This is a genomic window from Microcoleus sp. S13_C3 (assembly GCF_036700905.1).
Classification (GTDB): domain Bacteria; phylum Cyanobacteriota; class Cyanobacteriia; order Cyanobacteriales; family Microcoleaceae; genus Microcoleus.
In genome coordinates this window covers 1-14,157 of sequence record NZ_JAUBPT010000192.1, presented here as the reverse complement: position 1 = coordinate 14,157, position 14,157 = coordinate 1, and the positions used below count along the sequence as shown (strand labels likewise).

Annotated in this window: 10 protein-coding genes; 9 read left to right on the top strand and 1 reads right to left on the bottom strand. The window is 43.5% G+C overall.

The window, feature by feature from the left end:
* The 8 genes from cas10 to QUA16_RS32205 all read left to right on the top strand — a co-directional run.
* Positions 1 to 2,808: type III-B CRISPR-associated protein Cas10/Cmr2 (gene cas10 / locus QUA16_RS32240; RefSeq protein ID WP_333108361.1), on the top strand; the 2,808-nt coding region annotated here is incomplete at its 5' end.
* 3 nt (positions 2,809 to 2,811) lie between these two features.
* The gene (locus tag QUA16_RS32235; RefSeq protein WP_333108363.1) at positions 2,812 to 3,984 is read left to right on the top strand and encodes a type III-B CRISPR module-associated Cmr3 family protein; all 1,173 of its coding nucleotides are present in this window, start codon (positions 2,812 to 2,814) and stop codon (positions 3,982 to 3,984) included.
* Positions 3,984 to 4,862 (top strand): type III-B CRISPR module RAMP protein Cmr4, encoded by an 879-nt coding sequence (gene cmr4 / locus QUA16_RS32230; protein WP_333108364.1) that lies wholly within the window; start codon positions 3,984 to 3,986, stop codon positions 4,860 to 4,862. Before QUA16_RS32235 ends, cmr4 begins: the two co-directional genes overlap by 1 nt.
* Positions 4,863 to 4,878: 16 nt before the next feature.
* Positions 4,879 to 5,304, top strand: a complete 426-nt coding sequence (locus QUA16_RS32225) for a hypothetical protein (protein ID WP_333108365.1) — start codon at positions 4,879 to 4,881, stop codon at positions 5,302 to 5,304.
* On the top strand, positions 5,301 to 6,947 hold the full coding sequence (locus tag QUA16_RS32220) for an RAMP superfamily CRISPR-associated protein (RefSeq protein WP_333108366.1): 1,647 nt from the start codon (positions 5,301 to 5,303) through the stop codon (positions 6,945 to 6,947). The genes QUA16_RS32225 and QUA16_RS32220 overlap by 4 nt, the downstream gene beginning before the upstream one ends.
* A 26-nt stretch (positions 6,948 to 6,973) precedes the next feature.
* On the top strand, positions 6,974 to 8,602 hold the full coding sequence (locus tag QUA16_RS32215; protein ID WP_333108367.1) for a hypothetical protein: 1,629 nt from the start codon (positions 6,974 to 6,976) through the stop codon (positions 8,600 to 8,602).
* Positions 8,603 to 8,654: 52 nt separating this feature from the next.
* The gene (locus QUA16_RS32210; protein ID WP_333108368.1) at positions 8,655 to 10,874 is read left to right on the top strand and encodes a WYL domain-containing protein; all 2,220 of its coding nucleotides are present in this window, start codon (positions 8,655 to 8,657) and stop codon (positions 10,872 to 10,874) included.
* A gap of 381 nt (positions 10,875 to 11,255) precedes the next feature.
* Entirely contained in the window at positions 11,256 to 12,971 is a 1,716-nt protein-coding gene (locus QUA16_RS32205; RefSeq protein WP_333108370.1) for a CHAP domain-containing protein, read from the top strand.
* A 152-nt stretch (positions 12,972 to 13,123) separates the two neighbouring features.
* On the opposite strand, the gene QUA16_RS32200 is transcribed toward QUA16_RS32205, so the two are convergent.
* On the bottom strand, positions 13,124 to 13,297 hold the full coding sequence (locus tag QUA16_RS32200; protein WP_333108371.1) for a hypothetical protein: 174 nt from the start codon (positions 13,295 to 13,297) through the stop codon (positions 13,124 to 13,126).
* 203 nt (positions 13,298 to 13,500) lie between these two features.
* Between QUA16_RS32200 and QUA16_RS32195 the strand changes: the two genes are divergently transcribed.
* The gene (locus QUA16_RS32195) at positions 13,501 to 14,109 is read left to right on the top strand and encodes a hypothetical protein (RefSeq protein WP_333108372.1); all 609 of its coding nucleotides are present in this window, start codon (positions 13,501 to 13,503) and stop codon (positions 14,107 to 14,109) included.
* Positions 14,110 to 14,157 lie beyond the last annotated feature (48 nt).

Here is a 14,157-nt window from a genome sequence, read left to right as displayed (position 1 = left end):
TCTCATGCACGGTTCTTAGGGGAGGGGAGAGCGGTGACGCTTGAACCTTACCCGACTATCCCCCCTCGACTCAACCAGATATTAGCAAATCAACAAGTTGATGCTCTCTTAGTTCCCGCCCACAAAATTCTCCCAGATTGCCCGATTCACTCGCACAAAGCGACAGTTTCTGCTTTAACAGGTGCGATGTTTCCCGATGGGGAGTCCGTTGAACAAAAACACCCGTATTTATTGTTATTTACCTTTTCACCAGTCCAAGAATTTATTAAAGCATCGCGCAAGTTTTTAGACTTCTGGGCAGGGTCATACTTGCTGCACTATTTAGGTGCCAAACTCTGCTGGTACATTGCCGAAAAATACGGCCCGGATGCAGTAATTACCCCTTCTTTGTGGAGTCAGGAAATTATCGATGCGCTAATTATCCAAAAATATTCTGACTTTGCAGAATATTTCAATGAATTGCAGTCAAATACAACTCCAGTTACTCGTTTTCAAGGCCGACAATCAACCAGTTTGAGTACCGCAGGCTTTCCCAATACAATTACCGTCCTAGTTCCCGGTAAGGCAGCAGCAGAACAATTAGGTAAAGAACTGGAATTATGGCTTAAAAAAGAATGGCAAGATATCGCCCATAAAGTGCGGGAAGACATAAAAACAAAAGCGATCGCATGGCTGAAAGTCGAAGAAAATAGAGATAAAATAGTCACAGATAAAATAGTCAGAAATAAAATAGTCAAATTGGGTTTCAAAACTCCCGCTGACAACCGAGATTTAGAAAAATGGCAGCAGCCTGGATGTTGGGAATGGAATCATCTTTGGGAAGCTCAGATCGACAATTCTTGGGAACCTTATTGGACAGCCGTTCCTTTAGGTGATAGCGGTCAAACGCTGAGTATTGAGGAAGATGAAAACCAAGCATTTGATAATAATTGGAAACAAGCACAAGAGGCGATCGCGCCTTCTCGTTCCAATCAATCTACTCCAACTCCACCCGAAGAAATGTATTACAAAACTCTTAATGTCGGCACTTGGTGGGGTAACGTTCAATCCCGTCTCGGTAGATTGATTCAATCAATCAAAAACACGCGCACTTGGCAAATTCCGGCTGCACCGGGGGAACGTTCTACACTTTCTGGTCAATACAGTGCGGTGCATCCCAATTTACTTTATAGAGATGACTTTTGTGAAGGTGGGGGAGTCTCGGCGGGTTCGATGCGACTGTTTTGGGAAGTAATGGCAAAGGTTTATCCGGGGGTGTTTAACGGTTCTGAAAAACTGAATGCGATTGAATTAACAAAGCGCATGGCTTGGGGATACGGTGGCGTAGCTAAATCTTTGGGAATTAAAATTAATCAAGATGAATTTGCTGGGGGCGATCGCCTTGATTATGAGAGTTTAATTCGCTTTCCTAATTTAAGTTCGATCGCGGCAGCAAGATTTGCCTTCGATTATCTTCCCAAAGTGCAGAAATATTGGAATAATCTTAATAAATTAATGCGACAGGAAATGCCAGAACAGCAAGAACAATTTGCTGCTCGCACGCGCGGCCGTCGTTTCCACGTTTACAAAACCGATCGCAGAATTAACCCTCAAAATCTAGCGAGGCAAAATTATAACGGAGTCATGTTTTCTAGTAAGTGGTTGGCTGAAGATATGAGCTTGGAGGGAGAACAACTTGAAACTATCAGAGAATTGGTCGATCTAGCGCATAAAGATAGCGGTTTTGGCGATGGCAGTCCGGCTGATTGGTGGGCAATTGTTCTGGCTGACGGCGATAGCATGGGCAAATATGTTTCAGGTAGCAAACTGGAAAATTATAAAAAATATATAGTCGAGGATTACCTAGAAAATACGGAGCATTTGCAAGGCTTGAAAGAAACTAAAAAGCGCATGGGCCCAGCTACTCATGTCGGAATGAATCGCGCCTTATTAGATTTTTCAAATCGGTTAGTTCCTCACATCACAGAAAAGCGATTTTGCGGTAAAGTAGTTTACAGTGGCGGCGATGATGTAATGGCAGTATTGCCACTAGCCGATCTACCAGAATATCTCCTGTCACTGCGAGCTGCTTGGTGCGGCAGTAAAGACCCATTTAATGAATTTAATCATGTCGCTGAAAACGGAGATTCAACAGGATACTGGCAGCCCAGACAACCAATAAAAGGATTGCTAAATCGCCCTCATTTCACAATGGGGAAAGGGGCAACAATGAGCGCGGGAATTGTAATTGCTCACAAGAGCGTACCTTTACCCACAGTGCTAGAAAGTCTCTGGACTGCTGAAAAGGAAAGAGCTAAAAAATTACCCGGTAAAGATGGCTTGTGCTTCCGCGTAATTTACGGCGGTGGCAATATATTGGAAGCGGTAATGAAAGGTAATTTATTAGAGTCTTGGTACGGTTTTGTCAAGTCTCCCACAGAGGAACTCAGCCCGCTACTTTATCGCCTAGCTGAAGAATTGCCTCGACGTGCCTGCGTTACTGAAAATAGTCAATTATTTGAGAAAGCAGCACGAGTAATTATCAATAGGCGAGATGAAAGTAAGACGCTGGATGAAAATGTTGAAGCATCCCTACTAGAATGGTTGAAAGCTTGGGAGGAATGGGTAAAGAGTTTAAAACCTCAAAAAGCTGATTCTCAAAAAGCTGATTCTCAAAAAGCTGATTTAAGTTTAGAAGATTGGCTCAGAACAAGCGAGGCTCAAAAAACTTTAGGAATTCAACCGCAAGATTTGGGTAATTTGTTGAGATTCAGTGCTTTTTGGGTAGACAAGATGGTGCAGCAAGATAAATGGGGAAGAGGAGAGTAACTGATGGACGATTGGATAAATTGGTACGCGATCGAACCTGTAGATGTGCTGTTGTTTCGGGAAGCTAAACCTTTCGTGCCGGGGGAAGGTTCCTGGGCAAAAGGACAATTTCCGCCAATGCCTGTTACAGTTTTTCAGGCTTTGCGATCGCTGCTTCCTTTAACTGCTAAAAATGATGAAAACAAGCAGCGCAATATGAAATTTATTGGTCCGTTTCTAATGGACGAACGAAATCAAATGTGGTTGCCGACTCCGAAAGATCTATTAGCGGTTAAAAGTAAGCCAGAAAATCAGCAAGAAACACCAGAAGACGATTTAGACGAAGAAACAGATAATTGGGACAGAACCCTACGCTTTCAGCCAATGACTCCTGAAGCTATGGAAAAATTAGGTTTTGATAAAGATAAACTGCCACCGATGGTAACTCCTGCACTCAACCAAAATGAATTTATTTGCCGGCCTCAGACTTGGATTTCTGCTGAAGCATTAAGCCAATACCTTAAGGGAGAAACACTAAAACCACCAAAGGATGAAAAACAGAAGTATTTTCACCCAGATCCTTGGAGCCTTCAAATCATGCCGCACATTCAGATGAAATCGGGGGAAAGACAAGTTAAAGAAGAGGAAGGATATTTTACTGAAGTAGCGGTGCGATTGCATTCGGGCTGGAAACTGGTAGCTGGGATGAGCCACAAATTAGAAAAAACTGAGGTTGTGCGCTTGGGAGGTGAAGGACATCGAGTCTTGGTTTCGCCATTACCAGATTTTAAACAATGGCAGCCTTTAGAGGGTTTTACCGAACCAACAGAAGCCAGCAATACAGAAGCCAGCAATTTTGCTTATTTACTGACGCCGGGACTTGCAGAAAAAGAAACAGCGGTGTATGGAGTTTATCCGAAAAGTTGGCAAGGTTTGCTGAGTGGATGTGCGAGCGATCGGGCTTTACTTTGGGGGGGAGTATCTAGCATTAAGCGGCGAAGTCTCAACTCCTCAAATAACGGAGATACTGAATTTGCTTTGCTGCCACAGCGGGCATTTGTGCCACCAGGGACGGTTTACATTTTTAATGAGAAACTGCCTAAAAAAGATGAAAGATTATTACCATCAGGGGGCGGGAGTTGGCTGAAAACTTTTGAACAATTAAATTACGGAAAACTACTGTGGGGAACGAGATAATGAATACTTACATAACTTACTTACACCTACTTACTGCTTTGCACACTGGAGGTAGTGCCAACGAAGGCAACCTCATGGGAATTGCCCGCGAAGTTCATACCGAATTTCCTTATTTACCTGCTTCTTCTTTGCGGGGAAAAATCCGCTCAGAATTAGAACGCAGTCACGAAACCGAAGCCGGAATTTTTTTCGGACAAAAAATTACAGGCGGGCAACAACCTACAGAAGGAGAAGTTTGGTTTGCCGATGCTACTCTTCTATTTTTTCCCATCGCTTCATTAAGTCACCATCTGGTTTGGATTACTTGTCCCCTGTGGCTCGATCGCTGGAATCGCTGGTTAACAAATTCTCCTTTGACTGGTTTAATTAAACAATGGCGAGAAAGTATTGCTGAAGAACAACCTGCTTTAGTTAGTTTTCAAACCAACAATCTTTACCTGCAAACAGCACTCTTAAGACAGCAGCATCTAAATCTACTAAATCAACTTGAAAAAAATAGTCTTGACAAAGAACTGAAAGAATTAACAGGCAATAATGGACTTATCGGTCAGTTGATCAACAAATTAGTAGTTTTGAGCGATGAAGATTGCGTGGCGTTGGTAGAAACTGGATTGCAAAGAGAAGTGCGGGTAGCTTTGGAAAAAGGTAGCAAAACAGTAAAAGGCGGTTCCTTCCGTTCGGAAGAAGCGATTCCGCCAGAAGCAGTGTTGTTCTTTCCTTGGGGAATGAAAGCAGCTAAAGATGCTGAAAAAACTAAAAATATTCGCCAAAAACTCCCCGAAATACTGACAAAAAGGCTGCAATTTGGAGGTTTAGAAGGTTTGGGTAGAGGTTGGGTAGATTTGAAGACCATTAAAACATCGATCGACATAGCATAACTAACGAGGGCAAATCATGAATCTAGATCCGCGTAAATTTAGTCAAGAAGCTTATACAGCACTGACAGATCTCAAGGATGAGTTGGAAATTTTTAACTTAGAAAGAGATAATTTGAGAGATAAACACCATAAAAAAGCTAGTGGACTGATCCAAGGCTTAACTGCTTATATTTCAACTTGGGGATTGCACCGACTGAGTGGAGATATGAGGAAATTTGAGGCAGGAACTGCTGAGGATACCATATATAAAGGCAAAGTTTATCGGAAGTTTTTGGTCAAACTTCAGGCTTTTAGCGGTGCAGATTTTGATGTTAATCAAGAAGGCACTCTCATTCATCTGCCTTTAAGAAATTACACTGCTTTGAATCGTTTAGCGATTCAGCTAGCTAAAGAATGGTCATTTTGGGCGCCAACAGTATTAGGAGAGGCTGAAGAAGTATGATTAATAATCGCAATAATCAGCAACGCAGAAATCAAATTATCAGTCCTTTGCAAGCTCTCAATCAAACTTTATTTGGAGAATTTTATCAGCCAGCTTTAGAAGCTGCTGTAGCAGCAGAAGAAACTTGTCAGCAGCTTTACAAACAACTAACAGCAAAAACTCAGCTGATTGCTACTGAAGTTTTGACTGTCCAATTTCCCTGGCGAGTGCGAGTAGGAGGAACTGGCGGCTTTCGAGAGATACTTTTGCCTGTTTTCCATCCCGTATATGGCGTTCCTTACGTCCCTTCAAGCAGCATTAAAGGGGCGGTACTGGCTTGGGCAAAACAGAACCAACAACCTGAAATAGACCGATTGTTAGGTACGTTAGATAATGGGATTGGTTGCGTGCAATTTTTGGATGCTTTTCCAACTAAGCCGTGTTTGAGTGTTGATATGGCAAATCCTAATTGGCATTGGGATGATGGCGATCGTTGCATAAAATACAAACCAGAACCCCATCCTTTGCTGTCAATGGAACAGCCCGAATTGGCGATTGGCTTAGCACTTACCAGTAGAGGTAACAATCCAGAAGACGTAAAAACAGTTAAAATATGGTTGGAACAAACTCTAGCAACATCTGGTATTGGTTCGCGGGTAAGTTCGGGATACGGGCGAACAACGCTAACATCAAAAAGATCGACTAATAATTTATTTACAAAATTTTATACATTCGAGTTGTGGACAGCGGGGATGTATGGGGCTTTCCAGCGAATGCCAGAATTTCGCCCGACTGCGGTACGGGGGATGTTGCGATATTGGTTTCGGGCGATCGCCCTTGGCATTTATCCTCCAAATCAATGTAAAACTTTGGAAGCTGAACTATTTGGTACGATCAAACCTTCCAGCCAAGTAGGTACTATTCGGATTGGGGTGGAGTGGGAAGAAGAGGAAACAGGCGATCGCGATCGCCCCTATTTTTACAGTGGCATGATTCTCCTGGAAGCAAAGCAAGAGAATCATCTAATTTTGATACAGAAAGTCTTGGAACTAGCATCACATTTGGGAGGAATTGGAAGAGGTTCAAGACGCCCTCTGCATTGGAATCACCCTTATCCAGGACTGCGGGGATGTCATTGGGAATTAAAATCAGAGAAATTACGCTTGTCATCCAATGTAACGACTTGGACAACAAGATTTCTTCCCACTGTGCGTAACGCATTCCTTGCAGTGCAACCCTCCCGCGATATTCCTGGGAACGGAAATCCTGGCACTCCCGGTCATCGCAATCAGGATGTTTTGAATAACAACGCTCAAATTTTTTTAGTACCTTGCGAGAGATTACAGCATCCCGAAGGGATTGATAATTGGCCACGCAATGGTACAACACCAGAGATACGGGGAAAGGCGTTGATTTTACTTTATGACAACCGCTTTAAAGGAGTCAATCAGCAAGGACAAGGAAATGCTAATGTCGGCGGACAGATTAGTAACAATGCGGATGGTTCAACCCCCTCCTATGTCGTGATTAAGTCAAACTTTCCTGAAAACAAACTACCTTATCAAGCTGTAACTATTTTTGGTGCAAATCAGCGCGATCGCGCCGCCTTTGCTAACGCTTTGCCACCAAATTCTATTCCAGTCTGGCCGCTTCCTCAAAATTAATCGTCTTCACTTAAATAATAACTGCCATGACTGCAATTCTCATCGCCAACATCGGTACATCTGACTTAACTGTAAAAATTGACGACTACTACATCCCCGTAGGATTCGATCGCAACGAACCAAATATAGACGAATCTGGATTGACAGAAGATGAAAAAACTGTCTGGGACGCACAATTGCGACAAAGTTACATCATCAGCGAACTTTGTCCCGAACTGGGAGTTACTGTCACCGAAAATAGAAACGGTCAAAAATCATTTTCATTTCGCGAACTAACTCAAAAACTGTTAGCAGCCTATGAAAATGACCAAACAGGAACCTGGCACGATCGCATTCGTCCCGGTCGGATTTGGGGTGTCTTGCAAACTGCTACCCAAGACCCTAATTTTCAAGTCAAAAAAGCTTACATTTTTGTTACAGACCAGCCTGAGTTTATCTTAGATCCTAAATCTGGTCAAGAAAAATTCAATTTTCTGGGGTATCCCTCAGATTCTATCCATCTATTTAGCATTCTAAAAAAGTGGTTTAAGCGCGAAATCCCAGACCTGGAATTGATAGGTAAAGTCATTCCTCAACACATCTCAGCAGTCGATCGCGACGAATTGCTCAACTATTACTACCAGTTTTTTTTCCAGCACATTCGCAGCGAACAAACTATTTTAATAGCCATCAAAGGCGGAACTCCTCAAATGCAGTTAGCTTTGACCATGCAGGCGATCGCCTCATCTGTCACCAACCAACTATTTATCAATCCTCAGTTGTCACCTAAAAATATTCTCAGAGGTCAAGCATCAGAATGCGATTTCACATCCTACTGGCGGTATATGCGGAGTCAGAAATATCAAGATGCTAAAATCATCCTAGAATCCCGCTGGGATTTTCGAGGTGCCATTTCTATTCTAGACGGTTGGCTGACAACTTTGAAATTTTTAAAACCATATATCAACGACCCTAAATTGTCAGCTAGCAATGAATTACTGTCTCGTATCGTTAAAACTCTGGAAATTGGCGATTATTGTTTGAATTTAGACAATCAAACTGCTAAGAATTTTTTGGCACACAATTCTCAGCTAGCCTCTAAGTTATCTAAAAAGTTAGTTAAGCAAGTCTCAACTTATGACTCCCTGTTAAATCTCTACTCGCAGTGTCGCATTTACTACAATCTCGACCAAATAGCTAACTTTTTGTCAAGAATCAGCTCTTTTTATGAAGGAGTTTTAGAGAAAACTGCCATACAAATCGGAATTAACATAGATTTTCCTTATTTGAAAAACCGCTTTGAGAAGCGAAATTTCATCAGCGAAAAAATCCTACAGCGCAACCAAGCCTCGGAACAGCAAGCTTGGCAGGAAATTCTATTGCTGTTAGAAAGTTTAGATTATTGGTGTAGCCATCGCAATCAATTGATTCACCACGGCAAAGGAATGTCAAAAAAACGCATGAACTCATTGTATCAGGAAGTTAAAGCCGAAAATCCTGATATTTGTCCTCCCGATCGCATAATTGAGAACATGGCAAAAATCCTCACCAGCAATTTAGGAATCGTCAAACCCGAATACCTGCATCAATTCGTCCGTACTTCCACCCATCATTACATCTATAGCGAAGTAAAAGACTGGGCAATCGCTCAATTATTAGATGAAGGACTGCGATAAATACCCTCCCATGCCCCATGCCCCATGCCCAATTCCCAATTCCAAAACTAACATGATTTGTCACCTTCTCATCGGCCCACCAGGCAGCGGAAAATCAACCTTTGCCCAACAACTAGCCCCCCTAGCAAACTATCAGATTGTTTCCACCGACGAAATTCGCGAACAACTCTACGGCGATGCCAGCATTCAAGGAGATTGGACAGAAATAGAACATCAAATTCTACAGCAAATCCGAAGCGCGAGCGCCCTTAACCAACCAGTCATCTACGATGCCACCAACGCCAAACGCGCGTGGCGAATGTCACTCCTCATGCAGTTGAATTCCGACTCCCCCCTCACTCCTGGGGACGATCGCACATCAGAACCCATATTGTGGATGGCTTGGCATCTCAAAACCCCCTTAGAAACTTGCCAGCAGCGCAATCAACAGCGCGATCGCATCGTACCAGATAAAGTAATCGCCGATATGTTCAAATCCCTGAAAGACTTCCCGCCGCTTCCGGCAGAAGGCTTTGCAGCCGTCAACAGTATTCCCCAAACTGACGGCGAGTTTGACATGACAGATATTCAAAACAAAATTCAAAAGCTCGATCGCGCCTGCACCAACCGCATCAACCGCACTAAACATGGTCAAATTACCCTGCACCAATACTCAAAACTGCAAGATTTCGATCGCTTGCTGCATTTAATAGCATTAATTATCCGCTATCCCGGTATCGGATACTTACATATCAATGACCCAAAATTGTTAGAATCAATTTTGGGCAAAGTGCCACATTTTGCCGATTCAGTTGAGGAAATTTGTGCGGTAATGCACCAAGTTAAAGGCAGTATTTATGCTAATTATAACACAATTGCGCTCGACTTGCAATGGCTGCAACAAAATAAACTAATCGGCATTGGAAACAACACTATTTCTTTAGGCGATCGAACAAATCCCATTACTCCCCCACACGACAAAAAAAATCCTACTACTCCCCCCCTTACCAAGGGGGGGTTGGGGGGGGTCGAAAATAGTATGGGATTGCGGACAGTTAAAAACGGCGATTTGGGAGAAGTCGAAAACGATATTGATGTTACCATAATTGAAGACTCAAACTTAATCACTCACGCTTACTCAGATTTAGAACCATTCAAGCGGCTGCTAAAAATTATTCGGTTTATCATTCACCACCCATTTTTACCCAATTCCGAAAACCGCAGTCAAAAAGCACTAATCGCAGGCCTCACAGAAAATAATATTCTTAGCGGTAATATTTTAGATACCGTACAGAAAGATATTGAAAAAATCCTGAAACCTTATCAGATATTGCCAGAATTTCCTTTGCGACACGGCTACTTTGCAGGTACTGGTATTTTATCGCAGCGCGAACTGAATCAAATATTTGGAATCCTGCAATCTCAAGCCAAAAATTTAGAAGATCCGGCAGCTTTAGAAATTTTTCAAACATTTCAAGAACGGATGAAACTCAGCAAACTTAATTCTCCTGACGCTTATCCTGTAAAGGCGATCGCCAATCGCTGCATCGTCGATACCGACAGCCTTCCTGACGACGTAATGTCAAAAAACTTAGCCAAAATGGAAGCAGCAATTATCGCCGGAGAACTCTTAGAATTGGGTCGTTTTGTCGGTGGCGGTCGATTTTCGGGAGATGTGGACGGCTTCTTTTTAGCGTGGCCGCTGCAAATAGTATTTTACAATTTTGCTTGGTATTTGGGCTATGAGTGTGAAGGCAAAAAAGATCATCATTTGTTGCGCTTTGAAAGGCTGGACAGATTGTTTTTGGGTCAACGTCAAGGGAAAAAGCGCGATCGCCCGACTCAAGAACAATCTTTACAAAAACTGAATCAACTTTTAGCAGGAAGTGCCGGGATATTTCTCGGTGACAACGCTAGTTTGCAGCAGCAGTTTCTCATCTTAGATAAAAAAGACCGATCGCAGGTAGAAATTACTGTTGAACTTTGGTTTAGTGACGCTAAATTTCGCTTTGTTGCCGAAGGAACTAAGAGATTTGCGGTAATGAAAATGTCACCGCCTGCGGGAGGGAAAAAACCTAAAGAATTGAAATCTCTGTTTTCTTTGCAACCAACTGGAGATCCTAAATTTCCCCATCGGTTTCGAGTTGTATTACCAAAGTGGTCTTTAAATGATATCAATTTCGAGCAGTGGATTATCGGGTTTGGCGGCAGTGTCAAGGTAGTCAAGCCGCCGGAGTTTGTCGAGAAAATCAAAAATATTGGCGATCGCATTGTTGAGGTTTATCGCGAATAAATCGGAGAGTCCCCCAACCCGCAAGTCCGAGAGTCCGCCAGAGGTTTTTAACCCCTGGCGGACTCGCGGGTAAATGCGAGAATTTTTGGGTGGGTCACAATCTTTACTCTTGAGTCTCGCGTTGCGCGGACGAAAGTTTGTGTAGACGCGGTTTCAACCGCCTCCTTCATAAATCAACCCCGAATTTGATATAAGCCCTAATTTAAATCGTCATTCGCACCAACAACATTGCAATTTCACCCCAAAATCTGCCACATCAAATCGTCATTCGCACGAATTGTCATTCGCACAAAATCTCTAGTGGAGCGCGGGAACTCAGCATTAAGATGTCACTAACAACAGCAATGAACCAGCAATTTCCACTTATAAAAACGTAAAATCATGTTAGATTCAACCTTCTCCAACAACAGCAACTCCTGGCAAACATCCCCTAATGTTGACCCCACTGCTTTCGATATAAAATTAGATCCTTTAGCAAAAACACTCCCTACCGGAACCACTAAAAGTTCACCCGACATCGGCACTTTCCTACCCGAACTTAATCTCAACTATCCAACACCAGATATCAGCAACTTTATCCTCAGCCAGCAACCATCAGCAATATCAGTTAACCCTGCAACATCCAGCGCCGCCAACCTTTCCCAATCTAACACAGCCGATGTACTCACAGGTTCAGTCATAGAACAAGCTCAAGAAATTGCTAGCAGCTATCTCAAACGCTTTGCTAATGCAGCGAATTTCAACCAAGATATGAAACTCGCCTTTGGAGATGACATTGACTTGGCAGCCGCTCAAACTATAGTACAAGCTGCCGCCAGTGGCAACACCAAAAATCTGCCACGAGTGACAGTTATTTCCAGTTCTCATATCAATAACGCTAACGGTGCTTTTGACAGCTTAAACGGCGAGATTTATCTGTCAAAAGAGTACATTCAGCAAAACGCGAACAATCCCGAAGCCGTAGCAAGCGTGCTGCTTGAAGAAATGGGGCATTTCATAGACTCCCGAATCAATATTGCCGATGCTGCTGGCGATGAAGGCGAGATTTTTGCCGCCGTTGTTCGAGGCAAAGAATTGAGCAAACCCGAAATTCTCGCTCTCAAATCAGAAGACGATGCAGCAACTATTACCCTAGGCGGCAAAACTGTTTTCATAGAACAATCAACGCCCTCTGAATTTCAGATCAACTTCAACTCAGCTAATTACAGTCGTTCCGGCAATAAATTTGTTGCAAGTAACGGCACTGGCGGCACCTATCTTTGGTGTACAGACTTTGCTTTTGGTCGAGCCTTAGAAAAAGGTTTGCTTCAAAACTATAGCGGTTTAGGAGGAAAAATTTCCGGTCACGCAGGTGTTTGGGACGACCAGGCCGGTTCCTGGGGCCGTCAAGCAAAAGCTAACAGTTTTGTAGTCTGGGACCCAAATCAAGGCGGTGCAGGTAGCGTAGGTCATGTAGGCTTTGTCGAACGAGTGAATGCTAACGGTTCTTTTGTGATTTCCGAAGCCAATTTTGCCTCGGCAAGAATGTCTTTCAACTCGCGCACTATTAACCCCGGAACCAGTGCTTTTAATAGCGCTAAATTTGTATATCTGTCAGGAAATCCCACACAGAATCCCATCACACAGAATCCCGTAACTGGCACGTTGTTCCGGGGTACAGTAGACGGACAACTTAACGTTCGCAGCAGCCCAGGAACGAACAGTTCCATAGTTGGTTCGCTGACTCCCAACACCAGCCGCAATTTCGACGCAGTTTCTCGCAGTACCACTGTTTGGGATGCTCGCGAACAGCGCAATGACGATCGCTGGTTCCGCATTCAAGGTACAAACCAGTGGGTTTCTGGCGCTTTTATCACCGGTAATCCGGTATTCAACGGCACCGCCGATGGAAGTTTAAACGTCCGCAGCGGGCCGGGAACGAATTTCCCCGTTGTAGGCTCTCTCGCCACCAATAACAGCCGGACTTTTGACGCTACCACTGTGGGCACGACTCACTGGGATGCGCGGGAAGGGAAGAATGAAAACCGTTGGTTCCGCTTGCAAAATACAGACCAGTGGGTATCGGCGGCGTTTATTACGGGCAATCCGAGTTACTAATTTAGCCCTGAACGCAGGCTGCGTCAGAAACCGGGTTTTTCTACGAAAATCCTTCGTTGGAGCACCCAGATTAACTAAAAAACCCGGTTTCGAGGAGTCTTAATGCGTCCAGGACTGTAATTCCAGACTTGTAGGGGTAGCGCCAAGAGTGCCTATCCCTGATCGCCAGTCTTAGAAGAGACGGCAGACCAAAAATTTGTAAAACTTGTAGGGGTAGCGCCAAGAGTGCCTACCCGATCGCCCTTGCTTAACTGTACAATGCCCAAAGCTCGATCGTAATTCTTGTAGGGTGCAATATCTGCAATCCATTCGGGCGATCGAGTCAATCCATTCGGGCGATCGTAACTATCAACACATATATTTAAATTTATAGCCCAAAAAACAACATCTTTTCGGCTATTTTTAACAAATATTTTATTTACTTATATAAAAAATGCTCAGCAAAAATTGTAGATGAAGCCTCTTGTTTCCATTATTATGTACCATCGAGAGCGATCGACCTTCCCTCCCATCCAAAAAGGTAACACCAGTGAACTTTAACACAGCAACAGTAGACGAAAACGGGTCATTCATCTATTTCGTCTACCCATTTCTATTTGAAACCAAAAAATTTCCAACCCTCAAAAACGCCATATCCCAAACCCAAATACCAGCACGACAAAATCAAATGCTATGGGAATCCCAAACATTTCCCAAAGACGACTTACTATTCCACGTCGCCAACTACCTCAACCCCACAGACAATCACCCACCCACAGCCCGCCTGTGGAAACTCAACGAAGCAGCCCGCGACATCTTTGGTTTCCGAGCACAGTGGGAATTAATTACTCCCATAGGTAAAATTCCCTTTAACTTTGGCGAAGCAGGAGAAGGCAACAAAGTAGTCCAACTAGCACTATTTCAAATAGGAGTCGGATTCTTAACAATTAGAACCCAACCAGACTCCAACAACATCAATCAATGGCTCAACTTTCTGCATTACTTTCGCTTTCTCGAAGGGCAGCAGGGAACTCATGTACAAGCACAGCGACAAATCGGTTTAAACGCCTGTAGTGGTGCAGAAGAAATGTTTTTAGCACTCTTAATGCTTATGCAGACAGAGTTGCATCGGGAGCATCCCGGTTTTGTAAATGGTTAAAAGTATGATAAGAGCCAAAATTCTTCGCCCTCTGCTATATGATAGAAC